This is a genomic window from Marinobacter panjinensis (assembly GCF_005298175.1).
GTDB lineage: Bacteria > Pseudomonadota > Gammaproteobacteria > Pseudomonadales > Oleiphilaceae > Marinobacter > Marinobacter panjinensis.
In genome coordinates this window covers 296023-316511 of sequence record NZ_SZYH01000001.1, presented here as the reverse complement: position 1 = coordinate 316511, position 20489 = coordinate 296023, and the positions used below count along the sequence as shown (strand labels likewise).

The 20489-nt window shown below is 55.7% G+C and carries 16 protein-coding genes; 5 read left to right on the top strand and 11 right to left on the bottom strand.

Annotated features, from left to right (window positions below; genetic code table 11):
• Positions 1-305: 305 nt before the first annotated feature.
• From FDP08_RS01460 to sdhC, 4 genes are read right to left on the bottom strand one after another with little or no spacing between them, the layout of a single operon-like run.
• Complete coding sequence (locus tag FDP08_RS01460) at positions 306-1010, bottom strand: succinate dehydrogenase iron-sulfur subunit (protein WP_137434270.1); 705 nt, start codon at positions 1008-1010, stop codon at positions 306-308.
• A 13-nt stretch (positions 1011-1023) separates the two neighbouring features.
• A complete protein-coding gene (gene sdhA / locus FDP08_RS01455; RefSeq protein WP_137434269.1) occupies positions 1024-2796 on the bottom strand; it encodes a succinate dehydrogenase flavoprotein subunit in 1773 nt (590 codons plus the stop codon).
• 3 nt (positions 2797-2799) lie between these two features.
• Complete coding sequence (gene sdhD / locus FDP08_RS01450; protein ID WP_137434268.1) at positions 2800-3144, bottom strand: succinate dehydrogenase, hydrophobic membrane anchor protein; 345 nt, start codon at positions 3142-3144, stop codon at positions 2800-2802.
• Positions 3138-3512 carry a succinate dehydrogenase, cytochrome b556 subunit gene (sdhC, locus tag FDP08_RS01445; RefSeq protein ID WP_036208076.1) on the bottom strand — a complete coding sequence of 125 codons (375 nt, stop codon included), beginning with the start codon at positions 3510-3512 and terminating at the stop codon, positions 3138-3140. Before sdhC ends, sdhD begins: the two co-directional genes overlap by 7 nt.
• Positions 3513-3967: 455 nt before the next feature.
• Here sdhC and gltA point away from each other — a divergent pair, with 455 nt between their 5' ends.
• Both gltA and FDP08_RS01435 read left to right on the top strand, forming a co-directional pair.
• Positions 3968-5242: a citrate synthase gene (gene gltA, locus FDP08_RS01440; protein ID WP_137434267.1), complete on the top strand. Its 1275-nt coding sequence runs from the start codon at positions 3968-3970 to the stop codon at positions 5240-5242.
• Between the two features lie 126 nt (positions 5243-5368).
• The gene (locus tag FDP08_RS01435) at positions 5369-6244 is read left to right on the top strand and encodes an NAD(P)-dependent oxidoreductase (RefSeq protein WP_137434266.1); all 876 of its coding nucleotides are present in this window, start codon (positions 5369-5371) and stop codon (positions 6242-6244) included.
• A 63-nt stretch (positions 6245-6307) separates the two neighbouring features.
• On the opposite strand, the gene topA is transcribed toward FDP08_RS01435, so the two are convergent.
• From topA to fadB, 3 genes are all read right to left on the bottom strand, one after another.
• A complete protein-coding gene (gene topA / locus FDP08_RS01430; RefSeq protein ID WP_137434265.1) occupies positions 6308-8944 on the bottom strand; it encodes a type I DNA topoisomerase in 2637 nt (878 codons plus the stop codon).
• A 246-nt stretch (positions 8945-9190) separates the two neighbouring features.
• A complete protein-coding gene (fadA, locus tag FDP08_RS01425; RefSeq protein ID WP_137434264.1) occupies positions 9191-10366 on the bottom strand; it encodes an acetyl-CoA C-acyltransferase FadA in 1176 nt (391 codons plus the stop codon).
• Positions 10367-10399: 33 nt separating this feature from the next.
• The gene (fadB, locus tag FDP08_RS01420; protein WP_137434263.1) at positions 10400-12547 is read right to left on the bottom strand and encodes a fatty acid oxidation complex subunit alpha FadB; all 2148 of its coding nucleotides are present in this window, start codon (positions 12545-12547) and stop codon (positions 10400-10402) included.
• 460 nt (positions 12548-13007) lie between these two features.
• Here fadB and FDP08_RS01415 point away from each other — a divergent pair, with 460 nt between their 5' ends.
• Positions 13008-13829: a hypothetical protein gene (locus FDP08_RS01415; protein WP_137434262.1), complete on the top strand. Its 822-nt coding sequence runs from the start codon at positions 13008-13010 to the stop codon at positions 13827-13829.
• A 156-nt stretch (positions 13830-13985) separates the two neighbouring features.
• On the top strand, positions 13986-14417 hold the full coding sequence (locus tag FDP08_RS01410) for a universal stress protein (protein WP_137434261.1): 432 nt from the start codon (positions 13986-13988) through the stop codon (positions 14415-14417).
• Positions 14418-14444: 27 nt separating this feature from the next.
• On the opposite strand, the gene FDP08_RS01405 is transcribed toward FDP08_RS01410, so the two are convergent.
• From FDP08_RS01405 to FDP08_RS01395, 3 genes are read right to left on the bottom strand one after another with little or no spacing between them, the layout of a single operon-like run.
• A complete protein-coding gene (locus tag FDP08_RS01405; RefSeq protein ID WP_137434260.1) occupies positions 14445-15116 on the bottom strand; it encodes a DUF6901 family protein in 672 nt (223 codons plus the stop codon).
• Complete coding sequence (locus tag FDP08_RS01400; RefSeq protein ID WP_137434259.1) at positions 15113-17038, bottom strand: ATP-binding cassette domain-containing protein; 1926 nt, start codon at positions 17036-17038, stop codon at positions 15113-15115. The genes FDP08_RS01405 and FDP08_RS01400 overlap by 4 nt, the downstream gene beginning before the upstream one ends.
• A gap of 1 nt (position 17039) precedes the next feature.
• Entirely contained in the window at positions 17040-17849 is an 810-nt protein-coding gene (locus tag FDP08_RS01395; protein ID WP_137434258.1) for an MOSC domain-containing protein, read from the bottom strand.
• A gap of 90 nt (positions 17850-17939) precedes the next feature.
• Between FDP08_RS01395 and FDP08_RS01390 the strand changes: the two genes are divergently transcribed.
• Entirely contained in the window at positions 17940-19937 is a 1998-nt protein-coding gene (locus FDP08_RS01390; RefSeq protein ID WP_137434257.1) for a protein-L-isoaspartate(D-aspartate) O-methyltransferase, read from the top strand.
• A gap of 6 nt (positions 19938-19943) precedes the next feature.
• Here the strand turns inward: FDP08_RS01390 and FDP08_RS01385 are convergent, their stop codons facing one another.
• Entirely contained in the window at positions 19944-20444 is a 501-nt protein-coding gene (locus tag FDP08_RS01385) for an Lrp/AsnC family transcriptional regulator (protein ID WP_137434256.1), read from the bottom strand.
• Between the last annotated feature and the right edge of the window lie 45 nt (positions 20445-20489).

Genomic DNA, 20489 nt, shown 5'->3' with positions numbered 1-20489 from the left:
AATAGCTCACCTTGGGCTGGTGCGGGGAGCTGGCTATGGTCGGCCAGGGGTAAATCTGAGTCAATACGGGTTTTTACGGGATCGACTGTGGCCACCACACCCAACAAGGATGTTTTCCGTTCCCCGGTGGTTATTATACTCAGCAAAGCCGCTGGGGAACTTTATAAGTTCCCGTCACGGCCTGCGTAGTGTGCACCCTGCTAAGACTTTTGACTATAAGCCTTTGGTTGAAGGGCCCGCCTCGTTGCGGGCCATCCCGGGTGCCGTGCTTGTCAGCACAGTATAGCGCGTGTGCCAGATTCTGCTTACGTCGCCCGCTGAAGCAGAAGATTGCGGATATGGCCGATTGCCCTTGTGGGGTTCAGGCCTTTGGGACAGACACTGACACAGTTCATGATGCCGCGGCAGCGGAATACGCTGAAGGGGTCATCCAGATTGGCAAGCCGTTCTTCCTGAGCCGTATCGCGGCTGTCCGCCAGGAAGCGGTAGGCCTGGAGCAGGCCGGCAGGACCGATGAACTTGTCCGGATTCCACCAGAACGACGGACAGGACGTGGAACAGCAGGCACAGAGAATACACTCGTACAGGCCATCCAGCTTCTCCCGATCTTCCGGAGATTGGAGACGTTCAATGGCAGGTGCCGGATTGTCGTTAACCAGGTACGGCATGACCTTTTCATACTGTTTGTAGAAAAGACTCATGTCGACCACCAGATCCCGAATGACCGGCAGCCCGGGCAACGGACGCAGAACCAGCTTGTTGTTCTTGACCACTTCCGACATCGGAGTGATGCAGGCAAGACCGTTCTTGCCATTCATGTTCATGCCATCAGAGCCACAAACACCCTCACGGCAGGAACGACGGTAGGCCATTGAAGGATCGCGCTCTTTAATGAGGTTCAGCACATCAAGGACCATCAGGTCCTTGCCTTCCGGAACCTCGACTTCCACGTCCTGCATGTAAGGCGCGTTGTCGGTTTCCGGGTTATAACGATAAAGGCTCACTAACATTTTGACGTCCCCCTCAGTAAGTCCGGACCTTCGGCTCAAACGTGTCAACTGTCTTCGGCGCAAAATTCACATCACGCTTACCGACACGCTTGTCTACCGGGTAATACATAGAGTGCTTGAGCCAGTTCTCATCGTCACGCTCGGTAAAGTCGTTACGGGCGTGGGCGCCGCGGCTTTCCTTACGTTCAAACGCGGAAATGGCGGTAGCCTGAGCCACTTCGAAAAGATTATCGAGTTCAAGCGCTTCGATACGAGCGGTGTTGAAGGCGTTACTGGTATCGGCCAGCTTGGTGTTACGAACACGCTCACCGATCGTCTCCAGCTTCTTGAGCCCCTCTTCCATGCTCTTACCGTCACGGAATACGCCAAAGTACAGCTGCATGCAACTCTGCAGGTCCTTGCGAACGTCGGCAACACTTTCACCTTCGGACGCACTGTTAAGGCGGTCAAGGCGAGCCATGGCATTCTTGATGTCCTGCTCGCTGGCGCCGTCAACCTCGAAGCCGCCACGGAGCTGTTCTTCAATATGCAGGCCAGCCGCACGGCCAAACACCACAAGGTCAAGCAGCGAGTTGCCACCCAGACGGTTGGCACCGTGTACGGATACGCAGGCCGCTTCGCCGCAGGCGAACAGACCCGGAATGGGCTTGTCTTTCCCGTTTTCGTCCTGGCTCAGAGCCTGACCGCCGACGTTGGTCGGAATGCCGCCCATCATGTAATGACAGGTCGGAACAACCGGAACCGGCTCTTTGACCGGGTCCACGTGTGCAAAGGTACGTGACAACTCACAGATACCCGGCAGACGCAGGTTCAGGGTTTCTTCACCCAAATGATCCAGCTTCAGCAGAACGTGATCTTTCTCCGGGCCACAGCCGCGGCCTTCAAGAATCTCGATGACCATCGAACGCGCGACAACGTCACGACCAGCCAGGTCTTTCGCGTTGGGAGCATACCGCTCCATAAAACGCTCACCCTCGGAGTTGATCAGATAACCACCCTCACCCCGGCAACCTTCGGTCACCAGCGTGCCGGCACCGTGAATGCCGGTGGGGTGGAACTGCCACATCTCCATGTCCTGCATCGGGAAGCCCGCACGCAGTGCCATGCCGATTCCGTCGCCGGTATTGATCAGGGCGTTGGTGGTAGAGGCGTAGATGCGACCCGCACCGCCGGTGGCCAGAACCGTTGCCTTGGCTTTGATGTAAGCCACTTCACCGGTTTCGATTTCAATCGCAACAACACCGACGACTTCGTCTTTGCTGTTCTTGACCAGGTCAACCGCGTACCACTCGTTCAGGAACGTTGTGCCACCTTTCAGGTTTGCCTGATACAGGGTGTGCAGCAATGCGTGCCCGGTACGGTCAGCAGCGGCACAGGTGCGCGCCGCCTGAGTGGGGTTGTCCGGACCCTTGGACTGGCCGCCGAACGGACGCTGATAGATACGGCCCTGCTCGGTACGGGAGAACGGCAGCCCCATGTGCTCAAGCTCAAAAACGGCCTGCGGGCCTACTGAACACATGTACTCGACGGCATCCTGATCGGCAATGTAGTCAGAGCCCTTGACGGTGTCGTACATGTGCCAGCGCCAGTCATCATTGGGATCGGCACTGGCTATCGCACAGGTAATACCGCCCTGGGCAGACACTGTGTGGGAACGTGTCGGAAACACCTTGGTGATACACGCAGTATTGACGCCGGATTCGGTCAGCTGAAGGGCGGCACGCATACCGGCACCGCCACCACCGATAACAATCGCGTCGTAAGACATGGTCTTGATATTAGCCATTAATTAAAGCCCCCAAAGAATCTGAATGCCCCAGACTACATACACGAACATTGTCAAACCACACAGTGCCTGAACCAGGAACCGGGGCAGAGTCGCCTTGATGTAATCCGTTGTTACTGTCCAGAGCCCCACCCAGGCATGCGCACCGATTGACAGCAGTGCGAGCAAGGTAAAGATGCGGAACCAGGTCTGATCGAAGAGTGCGGACCACGTCTCGTAATTGACGTCAGAGGTCAACATGAAACCGAACAGAAAAATTGTATACAGAGCAAGTACGTAGGCGGTCACGCGCTGGATCATCCAGTCGAATACGCCGCTGCGTCCGAGGTTCGTTACGCTGCTTACCATACCCAGACTCCTGCCAGAAGGATGAGAATAACGGAAATCACGACTGTGGCTTTCGCCGCGAGCCGGCCACTTTCAAGCTCTTCGCCGATGCCCATATCCATCAGCAGGTGTTTGATACCCGCAACCAGGTGGTACAGCAAGGCAGACAGAATGCCCCAGGTAATCAGCTTCGCAAGGAAACTGTCCAGCAATCCACTAACGCGGCTGAAGCCCTCTTCCCCGGACAGGGAAAGCTGAAGTCCGTACAGCATGAAAGCAACACCCACAAAAATGATGATGCCACTGACGCGATGCAGTATGGACGTGATGGCTGGCAGCGGAAAATGGAACTTGCCGAGATCGAGATTTACTGGTCGTTTGCTATTCACAGCGCTCTCACACTCTCTTTTGGACCCGCGGGCCGGAAGAACCGGATGCGGATGGTTGGTATGTAAGGATTATCGTGTTGAACGAATTCGGTACACGATTGCCTAAGGAGGGAGAAAAACCGGCAAGCGTTCTTTTGATATTGACGCTGCGGCCTAGTGTATCCCCGATTCCGGGATAGGGATTATAAGGAGTACCCCTGTCAATTACAAACGCACAACCTTGGTAAACCCCGTTAAATCAGGGCTTCGGACTCGCTATATAGATGATTGACAAATTCAATTCAGCCTCCGTTAAGGGCGTATTCCGGGTTTCCCTGATTTACAGTGAGTGTCAAATAATGGGTTTTATTGCCCCCTCCATTGACAAAAAAAGCCAACGCCCTATATTTTGCCGCCAGTTTTGCGATAATACGCGCCTTCTAGCGCATCCAAATGCTGATAAATAGGAGAGCACCATGACCGACAGGAAAGCCACGCTTTCGGTGGGTGACAAGTCCATCGAGCTACCGATCTACTCGGGCACCGTCGGCCCTGACGTCATTGACGTGAGAAGCCTGGTCCAGGAAGGCGTCTTTACTTACGACCCCGGATTTGTGTCCACTGCCGCCTGTGAATCACAGATCACCTACATTGACGGCGCCAACGGTGTTCTCCTGCACCGGGGCTACCCGATCGAGGAACTGGCTGAAAATTCGGACTACCTCGAAGTCTGCTACCTGCTGCTCAATGGCGAGCTGCCCACCCCGGAAGAAAACAGGAAATTCCACGAAACGATCAAAAGCCACACCATGCTGCATGACCAGATGCGCAACTTCTTCCAGGGCTTCCGCCGGGATGCGCATCCAATGGCCATCATGTGTGGCGTAGTCGGGGCGCTTTCCGCGTTCTATCACGACCAGATGGACGTTACCAATGCCCATCAGCGTGAAATTACTGCACACCGCCTGGTTGCCAAAATGCCGACCATTGCGGCCTGGTGTTACAAGTACAGTATTGGCCAGCCGTTCGTGTACCCCCGCAACGACCTGTCCTACGCCGAGAATTTCCTGCAGATGATGTTTGGCGTTCCCTGCGAGGAGTACAAGCCGAACCCAATCCTGGCCAAAGCCATGGACAAGATTTTCATCCTGCACGCGGACCACGAGCAGAATGCGTCCACCTCCACGGTACGTCTCGCCGGCTCTACCGGCGCCAACCCGTACGCGTGCATTGCCTCCGGCATTGCTGCCCTTTGGGGCCCGGCTCACGGTGGCGCCAACGAAGCGGTTCTGGACATGCTCGCGGAAATCGGCGACGAGGCCAATATCGAGAAGTTCATTGCCAAGGCCAAGGACAAGGACGACCCATTCCGCCTGATGGGCTTTGGTCACCGGGTTTACAAGAACTTCGACCCGCGCGCCAAAGTCATGGCGGAAACGGCTTACGAAGTGCTGACCGAACTGGGCCTGGAGAACGACCCATTGCTGCGAATTGCCCAGCGACTGGAAAAAATTGCACTGGAAGACGAATATTTCGTCCAGCGTAAGCTTTACCCGAACGTGGACTTCTATTCCGGCCTGATTCTCAAGGCAATCGGCATCCCGACGTCCATGTTCACCGTCATCTTTGCCCTGTCCCGCACCATTGGCTGGTTCTCCCACTGGAACGAGATGGTCAGCGGCGATTATCGCATTGGCCGTCCGCGCCAGTTGTACACCGGCGAAGAAGCCCGGAAATATCCGGAAAAATAGGCAAAACCGGGTTATCAAACCCGCTATCAAAAAAGGCCGCTGCACAGCGGCCTTTTTTGTGTCTGCTCATTCTGTAATGATTAAGGCTGATTTCCCAATAATAACCAAAGTCCGGAGACAGACTGTATGAGCGTAACCGCAGCATTTATCGGCCTGGGCATCATGGGTTATCCCATGGCCGGCCATCTCGCAAACGCAGGAATCGACGTAAGGGTCTGGAACCGTAGCGCCGAAAAATCCGCTACCTGGGCCGGTAAATACCCGGGCAAAGCCTGCGACTCTATCGCCAGCACCGTGATGGAAGCCGACTTCGTATTTACCTGCGTCGGCGCTGACCACGACCTTGTGGAAGTCTTCGAGGGGCCCGAGGGCATCATCGCCAATGCCAAGCCCGGCGCCATTCTGGTGGATCACACCACGGCTTCTGCAGGCATTGCCGAACAGCTGGCGCAGCTTGCCAGGGCACGCAATCTTGAATTTATCGATGCACCTGTCTCCGGCGGCCAGCAAGGGGCTGAAAACGGCAAGCTCACGATCATGTGCGGCGGCGAAAATGATCCCTTCTCGCAAGCGAAGCCACTGATGGAGCATTATTCCAAGGCCCTGAACCTGATGGGCCCGGTTGGCAGTGGCCAGAAGACCAAGATGGTCAACCAGATTGCCATCGCCGGCCTGGTACAGGGACTGTCCGAGGCGCTTCACTTTGCAGAGCAGGCAGAGCTCGATGTACGCAAAGTCGTGGATGTTATCTCTAAGGGTGCAGCCCAGTCATGGCAGATGGAAAACCGCTCCGGCACCATGATTGACGGCGAATTCGAGCATGGGTTTGCCGTTGACTGGATGCGTAAGGACCTGGCGATCTGCCTGGAGGAAGCGCGCAAGAATGGAGCCCGGCTGCCGGTTGCGGCGCTGGTGGATCAGTTTTATGGGGATGTTCAGCAGATGGGCGGGAAACGCTGGGATACTTCATCGCTGATTCAGCGGCTACGCAAGAAATCCTGACGTTCACTTTGCAACAAACGGCAGGATGGTGAGGAACCACCCTGCCGTTTTTCTTTCAAGCCATCACTTTTCTTTCGGCTGCCACTTTCCGTTCACATACCACGCCGACCAGCCCGTCGCCTTGCCTTCTTTCTCCGACATGACGTACTGCTCCTTGGTCTTGCGGCTGTAACGGATCACCGTCGGGTTGCCCTCGGGATCACGCTCCGGCGCTTCCATCAGGAAATCGTACTTGGGATCAATTTCCTTGCGATGAGGCTTGATCTCCATCACCAGCGGCGGGCGCGTTTCCCGGTTCTTGGGAAACTTGCTGGCCGCCAGGAACAGCCCTGAGGCGCCATCACGCAGCACATAGGTGTCGTCCACCTTCTGGCACTGCAGTTCCGGCATGGGCACCGGGTCCATCTTGGGCGGCGCCGGCTCGCCGCTCTTGAGCAGCTTGCGGGTATTCTTGCACTCCGGATTGGTGCAGCCGAAATACTTACCGAAACGGCCGGTCTTGAGTTGCATTTCGGAACCGCACTTGTCGCACTCCAGGGTCGGCCCTTCATAACCTTTTATGCGGAAAGTGCCCTTCTCCACTTCATAACCGGAGCAATCGGGATTATTACCGCACACATGCAGTTTGCGGGTTTCATCCACCAGGTAGCTGTCCATGGCGGTTCCGCACTTCGGACAGCGGCGCTTCTTGCGCAACAGGCGGCTTTCGCCCTCACCTTCCACATCTTCATCAGCACTGACCACTTCGTCGCCGGAAACCAGGTTGATGGTGGTCTTGCAACGCTCCTTCGGTGGTAGCGAATAACCGGAACAACCCAGGAATACACCGGTACTGGCTACCCGGATCTGCATCGGGCGACTGCAGGTCGGGCACGGGATGTCTGTTTCTGTCGGCGTGTTGGCCCGCATACCACCGTCTTCGCCGCCCTCGGCCGTTTCCAGTTGCTGGCGGAACCGGGCGTAGAAATCGTTCAGGACCTTTTTCCAGTCCACCTCACCGCCGGCAATTTCATCCAGCTCGTCTTCCATCCTGGCGGTGAAGTCAAAATCCATCAGATTCGGGAAGGATTCGGACAGCCGTTCGGTAACAATCTCGCCCATCTTTTCGGCATAGAAACGGCGGTTCTGCAGTCGAACGTAACCACGGTCCTGGATGGTGGAAATGATTGAGGCGTAAGTTGAGGGCCGGCCGATGCCCTGCTTCTCCAGCTCTTTGACCAGACTGGCTTCGGTGTAACGCGGTGCCGGCTTGGTGAAATGCTGGCTGGGATCAAGCTTTTTCAGGTCCAGGGTTTCATTGACCTGGATATCGGGAAGCGCGATGTCTTCGTCTTTTTTGGCAGACTGGGGCGCGACCTTGAGGAAGCCCTCAAACTTGATAATACGGCCGCGGATACGCAGCTCGTAATCGCCGTTAGCGACCAGAATAGACGTGCTCAGGAACTCGGCATCCGCCATCTGACAGGCAATGAACTGGCGCCAGATCAGGTCATACAGCTTCTCAGCGTCCTTCTCCAGGCCACTGATATCGGCCGGCCTGCGACCCACATCCGTCGGGCGAATGGCCTCGTGGGCTTCCTGAGCGCCCTCCTTGCTGCCGTACACCCTGGGGTTCTCGGGCAGGTACTTGTCACCGAACTGCTTTTTGACAAATTCACGACAGCTGGCCACTGCGTCCTGACTCAGGTTGGTGGAGTCGGTACGCATGTAGGTAATGAAACCGGCCTCGTAGAGGCGCTGGGCCAGCATCATGGTCTTCTTGACGCTGAATCCCATCCGGTTACTGGCGGCCTGTTGCAGGGTCGAGGTAATAAACGGAGCAGACGGCCGCGATTTTGTCGGCTTGTCTTCGCGCTTGGCGACCTTGAACGTGCCCGCCTTCAGGCGCTCAACATGTTCGCTACTCTCTTTCTCGTTGACCGGACGGTAGGCCTTGTCGTTATATCGGGTGACCTCGAAGCGAACCGGCTTTTCGGCTTGCTCCGACATCAGATCTGCGTGCAGTTGCCAGAACTCTTCGGGCACGAACTTGCGGATTTCCCGCTCGCGCTCGACGATCAGCCTGACCGCCACCGACTGGACGCGCCCTGCCGACAGACCACGGGCAATCTTGGCCCAAAGCAATGGCGACACCATGTATCCCACAACCCGGTCCAGGAAACGACGGGCCTGCTGGGCGTTGACGCGGTCGGTGTCGAGATTGCCGGGGTCCTTGAACGCTTCCTGAATGGCACGCTTGGTGATTTCGTTGAAGACCACGCGGCGATACTTCTCAGGCTCGCCACCGATGGTTTGCTGAAGGTGCCAGGCAATGGCCTCCCCTTCGCGGTCCAGATCCGTTGCGAGGTAGATGTGGTCGGCGGATTTCGCCAGACGCTTCAGTTCACTGACGACCTTTTCCTTGCCGGGCAGAATCTCGTAGCGGGCGCTCCAGTCGTGGTCAGGGTCCACACCCATACGTGCAACCAGCTGCGCCCTGGACTTTCGCTTCTTGTGAGCGGCCTTTTCGTCCGGGCTCATCTTGCGGGTCAGCGCGGCCTGCCTGGCGCGCTCTTTCGGATCCGACGTTGAGCCGCTGCCACTGACGGGCAGATCGCGAATATGCCCGACGCTCGACTTCACAATGAAGTCAGGGCCCAGGTATTTGTTGATGGTCTTCGCTTTCGCTGGCGACTCGACAATAACGAGACTTTTACCCATATCGGAGATCTGTGTCCTTGGCGATAATCGGTTAAAAAATCAGCAAACCGTAAACTCGCTGTAAAATCAGTCGGCTAGAAAACAGTCAATAGCCGCCACATTGGTATAGGTGCATTGTTTTACAGGGTCAAGAAAAGCAAGACAACCCATTCTTCTGTTTATAGCCGGCTTTTTTGCACGGTCAAAGACAGGAAAGCCCGGCATTTGCCGGGCCTCCTGAGCGTGCTACCAATTCGGTTTACCGAATCAGAGACGCTCCCATACTGTGGCAATGCCCTGACCAAGGCCGATACACATGGTGGAAACACCAAGCTTACCGCCTTTGGCCTGCATGACGTTCAGCAGGGTTGTGGAGATCCGTGCACCGGAACAGCCCAGTGGATGGCCCAGGGCAATCGCACCGCCGTTCAGGTTCACTTTCTCTTCCATCACGCCCAGCAGTTTCAGGTCTTTCAGCACTGGAAGTGACTGACCAGCAAACGCTTCGTTCAGTTCCCAGAAGTCGATATCCTCGACTTTCAGGCCTGCACGCTTCAGGGCTTTCTTGGTCGCCGGAACCGGGCCGTAACCCATGATTGCGGGATCACAACCGGCAACCGCCATGCTGCGGATCTTCGCCATTGGCTTCAGACCCAGGGCTTCGGCACGCTCGGCGGACATCAGCACCATGGCAGCGGCACCGTCAGTCAGCTGTGAAGACGTACCGGCGGTGACGGTGCCGTTCTTCGGATCGAAGGCCGGCTTGAGCTGACCCAGGGACTCGACCGTGGTCTCGGGACGGATGGTTTCGTCCGCTTCGATCAGCACCTTGAAGCCATTCTCGTCGTGACCTTCAATAGGCACGATTTCGTTCTTGAAACGGCCTTCGACGGTCGCTTCCTGGGCCAGGCGGTGTGAACGCGCACCAAACTCGTCCTGCTGCTCACGGGTAATGCCGTGCATTTTCGCCAGCATTTCCGCAGTCAGGCCCATCATGTTGGAGGCTTTGGCGGAGTACTTGGATGCAGCCGGGTTGTGGTCGAAGCCTTCAGTCATGGGCACGTGACCCATGTGCTCAACACCACCAATCACAAACACATCGCCATTGCCGGTCTGGATGGCCTGGGCCGCAGTGTGGATTGCGCTCATGGCAGAACCACACAGGCGGTTGACGGTCTGTGCTGCAGACTCGTGCGGGATGCGCGTCAGCAGTGAAATCTGACGTGCCACGTTGAAGCCCTGCTCCTTGGTCTGGTTTACACAGCCCCAGATCACGTCTTCAACTTCTTTCGGGTCGAGCTTCGGGTTGCGCTCAAACAGTGCTTCAATCAGCGCAGCCGACAGGTTTTCCGCACGTACATTGCGGAAGCAGCCATTTTTGGCACGACCCATCGGACTCCGCACGCAATCGACGACGACAACGTCTCTCGGATTAAGGCTCATAGATCTTTCTCCGTTCGGAAATCTCGTTCAGGGTTAGCCAAAGAACTTTTCGCCAGTCTTGGCCATTTCACGCAGCTTCTCGGTCGGGTGATACAAAGCACCAAGATCTGCAAACTTGTCTGCCAGCTCGACGAACTTGTCCACACCCATGTCGTCGATATAGCGCAGGGCACCACCACGGAACGGCGGGAAGCCGATACCGTAGACCAGGCCCATATCGGCGTCTGCCGGGTCTTCAACAATGCCGTCTTCCAGGCAGCGAACGGTCTCCAGGCACAGGGGCAGCATCATGCGGGCGATGATGTCCTCGTCGCTGAAGTCGTTCTTACCCTGAACAACCGGCTCAAGCAGCTTGTAGGTCTCTTCGTCGACAACCTTCTTCTGCTTGCCCTTGCGGTCCAGTTCGTACTTGTAAAAGCCTTTGTCGTTCTTCTGTCCGTAACGGTTGTTATCGAACATCACGTCAATGGCGGTGGTGCCTTCGTGCTTCATCCGGTCCGGGAAGCCTTCGGCCATTACTTCGCCGGCGTGCTTGCCGGTGTCCATGCCAACAACGTCCAGCAGGTAAGCCGGACCCATCGGCCAGCCGAATTTTTCCATGACCTTGTCAACGTGCTGGAAGTCAGCGCCGTCACGTACCAGGTTCACGAAACCGCCGAAGTACGGGAACAGTACACGGTTTACCAGGAAGCCCGGGCAGTCGTTGACCACGATCGGGGTCTTGCCCATGGCCTTGGCGTAGGCAACAGTGGTGGCAATCGCACGGTCGGACGTCTTCTCACCACGGATAACTTCTACCAGCGGCATCATGTGCACAGGGTTGAAGAAGTGCATGCCGCAGAAGTTTTCCGGACGCTTCAGGTTAGCCGCCAGCTTGTTGATGGAAATGGTTGAGGTGTTGGAAGTCAGGATGGCGTCTTCACGAACCGCATCCTCGGTTTCGCGCAATACCGCGTCCTTGACCTTCGCGTTCTCAACAACCGCTTCCACCACCAGGTCGACATTCTTGAAGTCGCCATAGTTCAGGGTCGGTGTGATGTTGTTCAGAACATCTGCCATCTGGTCGGGCTTCATCTTGCCCTTGTCGATGCGCTTGGTCAGCAGCTTCTTGGCTTCTTTGAGGCCAAGAGCGATGCCATCCTGGTTGATGTCCTTCATCAGGATTGGCGTGCCCTTAAGGGCGGACTGGAATGCAACACCGCCACCCATGATACCGGCGCCCAGTACAGCGGCCAGTTTCACGTCGTTGGCTTCTTTTTCCCAGGCCTTGGCCTTTTTCTTCAGTTCCTGATCGTTCAGGAAGAGGCCAACCAGGCAGGCGGCGACATTGGTCTTGGCCATCTTGGCAAAGCCCTTGGCCTCCACCTCGATCGCCTTGTCACGGGTCAGGCCGGCGTGCTTCTGCATCACCTTGATGGCCTCGACCGGTGCCGGGTAGTTCTTGCCAGCCTGGCCGGCAACAAACGCCTTGGAGATCTCGAACGCCATCATGCTTTCCATGGCGTTCAGTTTGATCTTGCCCTTCTTCTCTTCGCGACGGGCCTGATAATCCAGCTTGCCATCGTTGCACTGGTTGATGATGCCGATAGCGGCTTCGACCAGCTTTTCACCTTCCAGCACGGCATCCACGGCACCGACTTTCAGCGCTTTGTCAGCGCGGTTCTCGGTACCACCGCAGATCCATTCAACCGCGTAATCAACACCAACCAAACGGGACAGCCGAACGGTACCGCCGAAGCCCGGGAATATACCCAGCTTCACTTCCGGAAGACCAACCTTGGCCTTCTTGTCCATAACCCGGTAATCGGTGGCCAGACACATTTCGAAGCCGCCGCCCAGAGCAATACCGTTGATGGCGGTAACCGTGGGGAAAGGCAGGTCTTCAATGGCACTGAATGCTTCATTGGCCTTGAGATTGTTGGCAACCAGGTCTTCTTCCGGCCCTGCAAACAGGTCGGTGAATTCTGTAATGTCGGCGCCAACAATAAAGCTGTCCTTGGAGCTGGTAACCACCAGACCTTTAAGGCCCTTTTTCGCTTCCAGCTTGTCAGTCGCGGCGCGGAGCTCTTCAATCGTCAGACGGTTGAACTTGTTCACTGACTCGCCCTGCAAGTCAAAGTTCAACTGAGCGATCCCGCCTTCGATCTCTTTAACCGTGATGGCTTTACCTTCGTAAATCATCAACTGATCTCCAGTCTGTGTTTGGAACTGCTGTAACAGCCACACAAGCGCTCGCAAAGCGGACGCTGATGCAGCGAGATTTCGGTCACTATATTTCTGTCACTATTTCCTGTTACTACCCCGATCAACCGATCCAATAATTCATACAGTCGTTTGAATCGTGGGGTGACACGATGAAAAAAAACGGATCGTTTGTCAATTTGTTTCTGGAAGAATCAACCTGGCCTGCCCCCGAACGAACAGCCGAACGGCATCTGGAGGCGAATGGAATTGTTGTTAATCAAACAGCTATCACGATGTATGCAGACGAAACAGGAGGTTAATCACGTAAATTTTAAACTTGTTTACATTTGCCCCTCTCCTGCCCCGCAAAACTGCTTGATTGGCCGGCTCAGTTACTTTACCTTCGGATTACGACTTTAGTCCACAATAATAAAGTAGCCTTACGGAGACTCATCCGATGAAAGACGCTCGCCTGCGGGTACACTCACTTGTAACAGTTCTTATCCTGTTGTTGATTGCTTCCTTTACTGTTCGCGCCCAGGAACAAGGAAACGGCTTTCTTTCCGATCTTCACAACTTCCGCGTCAGCAATTACGTGGCACTGGATGCCTATTACCGTTTCAGCGCCACCGGCGATACCGAAACACTGAACGAGATTGTGGCCGCCATCAACGAGGCCAACGAATCCATGAATTCCGTTGCCGACAGCACCGCAGGCGTACTCTCCGGGGAGCAGGTTGAAAGCCTGAACGTGGAATTCGACAAGTTCAAGGACCTGATGCGCAGCAATATCAATGACGTGCGCAATACCGGTTACCCGGACCTGCGTCTGGTCTCGGATATGGCGAACCAGGCTTTGCTGATGAACCAGGTAGCTTCCGAAATGTACGCCGTTGCGCAGGAAAGCTCCGAGACCGACATTAACAGCCGTATCGAGGCCGCCCGTTCTGCCGCGGTCACCATGGCCCAGATGATGGCAAAGTATTCCGCGCGCACACACTCCTCAGCGGGCCAGACGTTCCAGGGCTCCTCCAACGACATTCCCCTGGACGAACAGGCCCGCCTGTTCGATACGCTGCTCTCGCAGGTTACGGAAGGTGACTCTCAGGGGCAGCTGAAAACCACTCTGAATGACCTGACATCGAAGTGGGCATTTATCCGTAGCTCCTACATAAACTACAACGACAATAACGTCGCGTTTGTGATAGACCGTTATTCCAAAGGAATTCTCAGGAGCCTGGAAACAACCATTGGCCTGTTACAGGAAACGGCCGCCTGATCATCCTTTAGCCAGGGCAATACAGCGCCCTGGCCCTACCTTTACCATCAAACCTATCGACTATTTTTGATACCTGTCAGTATTGGTTTACACTTTTCAGGTACAGTAATTCTGGACAAGCCCCGATTCAGACTTCATCCGCGAAGGAGCGATGCGATGTCAATCTATCAAAAAATTCTGGTGGCCATTGATCTGACCGAAGAGGCCCCGCAGGTTCTCAACAAGGCCGTGGAGGTCAGCAAGGCCCTTGGTGCACAACTCATGCTGGTGCACGTGGTAGAGCCGGTGGGCTACGCTTATGGCGGTGACATCCCCATGGATCTCACCGAACTCCAGGATCAGCTGGACAAAGCGGCGAAAGATCAGCTTGCCAAATATGGTGAGCAATACGAAGTGTCGAAAGAGAACCAGGTGGTGACCGTTGGCCGTCCTGAGTCCGAAATACACCGGCTGTCAAAAGAACAGAATGCAGACCTGGTCATCGTGGGAAGTCACGGGCGCAAAGGTTTTCAGTTGCTTCTGGGCTCGACGGCCAATGGCGTGCTGCACGGAACCATCTGCGACGTACTGGCCGTCCGGATTCAGTAGAGCCATCCGGCACTGCGGGATGGCGCTTCAAGCAGCGCCATCTCCCCGCATTTTTGCTTCCAGCTTGCGAAGCTGACTTTCCAGGGAAAAGCTCACACTGGATGCCATTGAGAAAAAGTTCAGCAACGCCTTCAGGTTGCTGTCACCCTTGCAGACAGAATGGATACGCTGCCACAGAGCCTGATTGACCAGTTGCAGACGTTGATTTCTCTCCACCAGCCCTTTCAGATCCCAGTCCGGCTCCTGATGATTGCGTTTCGCCAGGTACTGCTGCAGCAGGTAATGGGAAACACTTCGCATAATGAACTCGTCATTACTGGCAAACGGCAGATGGTGTACGGCCATGGATTTCAGCTCGGACAACACCGGGCAGCCACTGGTGGCCATCTTGAGCCCAAGCAGGGAACGCAACGCCTCTTCAAGGGTTGTTGACTTGGAATAGGTTCTGCGGTCGTCGGTAACGATGACATCCACTTTCTGATAGGCATCTTCAGCCTGAAACTGGTTCACCACCGGGAGTATCTCCACAGCTGCAGGACATTGTGGAGAATCCGACGCTTTCAGGGGACAGTTCGAGCACTGGCAATGTTCCAGTTTTGTCCACGCAGGCAAGCTGCCTTTTGCTTCTGCCGGTTGGTCCGTGACCTTGAAATCCACGGACCGATTATCTTCAAACCTGAATCGATACGTTACGTTCATTGATTCGCCTGTTCCTCCAGCTCCATCCACCGCTCGATTACTTTTTCCAGGCGAGCTTCCCTGTCACCCAAATCTGCAAGTGTCGCGGATACGTCATCCGTCGGGCCAGAATAGAACTCCGGGTCCGAAATCTTCTGCCGCAGATCTTCCAGCTCACGCTCCAGTTTTTCAATCTGGCCCGGCAACTGCTCCAACTCCAGCTTAAGCTTGTAGCTGAGCTTTGCGGGTTTTGCTCTTGTCGTTTCGGCTCCCGACGATACCGGCTCCGGAGGCGCGGTTGGCCTGTCGTTCATCGGCGGCCTGGAGGCCTTCCGATTCCCGCCTTCCGAGGGAAATCGCCCCCCCTGCCTTCGCCAGTCAGTATAGCCACCAACAAATTCTGCTACCTTACCAGAACCGTCCAGAAATACGGTGTCGGTTGCCACATTGTCGAGAAACTCCCGGTCGTGACTGATCACCACCACAGTACCGGCAAACTCGACCAGCCTGGATTCCAGCAGTTCCAGGGTTTCTACGTCCAGGTCGTTGGTTGGCTCATCCAGCACCAGAATGTTGGCGGGCTTACTGAACAGTTTGGCCAGCAGCAACCTTGCCCGTTCACCACCGGAGAATACACGCACGGGGGAACGTGCGCGTTCCGGGCTGAACAGAAATTCCTGCAAATAACCCAGAACATGTTTACTCTGGCCGTTGATTTCAATGAACTCACGGCCCTCAGACAGGTTATCCAGGGCGTTACGCTCCAGGTCCAGTTCTCCGCGGAGCTGGTCGAAATAGGCTACCTGAAGATTGGTACCCAACCGGATACGGCCTTCAGTGGGTTTGAGATCTCCCAACAACAAGCGGACCAATGTGGTTTTGCCGGTTCCGTTCTCGCCAACCAGGCCGATCTTGTCGCCCCTGAGGACGGTCATATTCATATCCCGGATAACCGGAGTTCCGTCCGGGTAGGAAAACCCTGCCTCAGTGGCTTCTACCACCAGCTTGCCGGAACGGGCTGCATCTTCCACTGAGAAACTGGCGGTACCACCGCGTTCGCGCCGCTGCATACGCTCCTCACGCATGGCCTTGAGCGCCCTCACCCGGCCCATATTGCGGGTCCGGCGGGCCTTGATGCCCTGGCGTATCCAGGCCTCCTCCTGCTTCAGGCGCTTGTCGAACAACGCATTCTGACGCTCTTCCTCTTCCAGCGCTTTTTCCTTGAGATCCAGGTAGCGGTCATAGGTAGCCGCAAAGCTCACCAGGTGCCCCCTATCCAGCTCCACAATTCTCGTTGCCATCCTGCGTATAAAAGCCCGGTCGTGGCTGACAAACAGTATCGCGCCCCGGAACTGGGCCAGAGCCTCTTCCAGCCAGGCAATCGCAGGCACATCCAGGTGGTTGGTAGGCTCGTCCAGCAGCAGTACATCGGGCTCTGTAACCAGTGCACGGGCCAGCAGCACACGCCGCTGCCAGCCACCGGAAAGCGTATTCAACGTCTGGTCCGGGTCAATACCGTACTGGGCAAGAATGGCACCTACCTTCTGGTCAAGGCGCCAGCCATCGAGGGCCTCCAGGCGCTCCTGAACCTTCATCATACGGTCCAGACTTGCCTCATCCGCGTTCTGCGTCAATTTGTGGAATTCCGCCAGCAAATCACCGGTTTCGGGAAACGCACCGGATACGGCTTCATAAGCAGTCCGCGTATCGTTGACCGGCAGGTTCTGGGGCAGCACCGACAGCTTGGCGCCGTCTTCCAGTCTCACAATACCCCCGTCCGGCACCACCTCGCCGGTGACGATTTTCAACAAGGTGGATTTGCCCTCCCCGTTTCGCCCGAGAAGGCACACGCGTTCTCCGGGCTCCATGGTCATGGAAGCCTGGTCAAGCAATGGCTGCATGCCAAAAGCAAGGGATATAGCATCCAGCGTTAACAGTGGCACGTTATTGATTCTCCGTGGTTACAGTTGTTGCGAAAGTGACAGGGCTTCCCACCCGGATCTCCCCCGCGGATTCATGAACGGCATTCATTCCGAAAATCACACCATCAGCGGTTCGCCGGTAGGTTCCAAGCTCCCTGAGAGGCTGCAAGTCCGGTGCTTTCACGCCACGGTCAGGATCGACAGTGGTCATGACACAGCGTGAACAGGGTTTGACCAGGCTGAACACAATATTGTTGACAGACAGGGCCTTCCATTCGTCTTCCTCCCAGGGAGCGGCCCCCTCAACCACAATATTGGGCCTGAAGCGACGCATTTCTACGGCCGTCTGCAGGCGGGAGTTCAGCTCTTCCAGGGAGGCAAGGTTGATAATCAGCAATGGAAAGCCGTCAGCAAAACTGACACGACGATACTCGGTAACCCGGCTGGCATCAACGCGGCGAAAGGTTTCATCGGGCATGAACACAAACCGGAAGGTTTCGCCACAATAACGGGACAGTGCGTCGGAAGCCTCATTGCCACCGTATACCGCTTTGGTCCAGTCCCGCCAGACTCTGACGCGACATTCCTCGCTTCCGGCAACCAGTGAAAACTCCCCCTCACCCGGAATATCGACCATCACCCTGCCCTCTTCCAGCCGAGTCCCGATCCTGGCAAGTTCAGGATTACTGCGCTGGGTGACGAATTGCCGGTCAGCATCAACAATCATCCAGCGCCGGTCACGGGCAGGACCAAAATCATCCATACGAAACGAAGAAACCTGAATCCCGGCAAGGGATTTAACCGGATAGACATACAATGAATGCACTTGCATGGGGGGCTCCCGGAAACTGGATAAATGCAATAATATGGTCAACGAGTATACCCGAGAACCGTGCGCTAGCGCTGCAGGGGGGAAGGCAACATGACCAGGGAACTCCATCTACACAAAGCGAAACAGATATTCCTCGAGACACTGGCAAGAAGGGGCATCAAGGATAAGCGGGTGCTGGAAGCCATGGAAACTGTCCCGCGGGAGGCATTTGTCGGCCTCCACCAGGCCGATTTTGCCTATGACGACAATCCCTTGCCGATAGAAGAGGGCCAGACCATTTCCCAGCCCTATATCGTTGCCCTGATGACAGAGGCGATGAAGCTCAAGCCGGAGGATACGGTGTTAGAGATCGGGAGCGGGTCCGGCTACGCAGCGGCTGTTCTGTCCAGAATTGTAAAACAGGTTTATACGGTTGAGCGGCACCAGGTGCTCGCCAGACTGGCCCGGGAACGTCTCGCCAAGCTGGGTTATGACAACGTGACGGTCCTCTGCGGCGATGGAACCCTGGGCTGGCCCGAGCATGCTCCGTTTAATGCCATTGTTGTAACTGCCGGAGCGCCAAATGTTCCACAATCCCTTGTCAGGCAGCTGACCATCGGCGGGCGCCTTGTCATTCCGGCCGGCTCCAGTCTTCACCAGCAGAAACTCCTGCGCATTACCCGTGTCAGCGATGATGAAACAGAGACTGAAGACCTTGGTGGTGTCCGATTTGTTCCCTTGATCGGCAAAGAGGGGTGGCGAGACAGGGAAGGCACGGTGACTGCGCCTCCCCGCACCGAAGCTGGCCGAGTGACCCCGCTTTCTGAGCAGATCAGAAAGGAAGCGATCCACATTCCCTCGATAGCGACCGTTGATCTTGATGGCCTGATGGCAAGAATCGGGCATTCGCGGCTGGTTTTATTGGGGGAAGCCACCCATGGCACCGCCGAGTTCTATGACATGCGGGCACGTATTACCCGGGAACTGATAGAGAAAAAAGGATTCCAGTTTGTTGCGGTGGAGGCGGACTGGCCTGATGCCGCACAGGTGGATCATTTTGTTCGTGAAACCCGCACCGAGCCAACACAAGAGCCCACTTTCAATCGCTTCCCCACCTGGATGTGGGCAAACCGGCAGGTGCTGGAGTTTGTGCAATGGCTACGCGGCCACAACCGCCAGGCGGGCAGCGAGGATAAGGCAGCAGGGTTCTATGGCCTGGATCTTTACAGTCTTTACTCATCAATCAATGCCATCATCGGATACCTGGAACAGGTAGACGAGGACACAGCCGACATCGCCCGCCGGCGTTATGGTTGCCTGACACCCTGGGAAAGGGACCCGATAACCTATGGCCGAATGGCGCTCACCACGAAACACGAAAGCTGTGAACAGGACGTCGTGTCCATGCTGCACATGCTGATGCAGAAGCGGCTGGAGTATTCGATTCACGATGGCCGCAAATTCCTCGACGCAATCGCCAATGCGCGGCTGGTGAAGGATGCAGAACGGTATTACCGCTCGATGTACGAGGGCTCGGTGAAATCCTGGAATCTGCGCGATCAGCACATGTTCGAAACGCTGGAGCATCTGCTTGACTTCCATGGCCCTGGCAGCAAAGCCGTTGTCTGGGCACATAATTCTCACCTGGGCAATGCAGAAGCTACGGAAATGGGCAAGCGCGGCGAGATCAACGTGGGCTCTCTGTGTCGCCGGCATTTCGGGGACAGCGCCTATCTGATCGGATTCGGCACGCATCAGGGCACGGTGGCAGCAGCGTCTGACTGGGGGGCACCCATGGAAATCAAGAACATCGTACCGTCAGTGCCTGACAGTATCGAGCGCTTGTGTCACGACACGGGACTGAACGCCTTTTTCCTGCCGTTGCGTCATGGCAGTAAAGATCTGGTCAAGCAATTGCGCCCGCCCAGACTTGAACGTGCCATCGGTGTGATCTATCGCCCGGAAACAGAGATGGCGAGCCACTATTTCAACGCATCCTTATCACGGCAGTTCGACGAATATATCTGGTTTGATGAAACCCGGGCGGTTGATGCCCTGGCATCGGAGGTGGAGCCAGGCATACCGGAAACTTTCCCGTTCGGGCTCTGATCGATACTAGATTTCTGAACGACTCTTGATTTCCATGAGTTGCGACAAACTGAGTGACGTCGATTTTACCTCCTTGGTCACAACGTAAATCAGATAGCGATCTATACCGAGTTCTTCTTCGAGTAACTGTTCAACAAACGTTTGAAAGTCCGACAGGCTGCTTGTAGTCACCTTGAGTATATAGTCGAAACCTCCGCCAGTCGCGCAGCACTCTACAACCTCATCAATACTCTGAATGCGTTTTTCAAACCGGTCAAAATCTGACTTTTTATGAGCGTGCAGTGAAACTGTCAGAAAAACCTTGGTCAGGTCGATAATTCTATCAACAGCGACCAGCCCCCGATAACCGGTTATAAGACCAGCCTTTTTGAGCTTGGTTAGCCGAAGCCAGCACGGGGTAGGCGATCGGTTCACCAATTCAGCAAGCCGATATTTGCTTATTTGCCCGTGCTGCTGAACAGCACTTAAAATGCGGACATCCAGAGCATCCAGCGCGACTTTTTTCATACCTTAAACGCTACAAATAGCATCCTGATGACGAAAGTCTAGTCA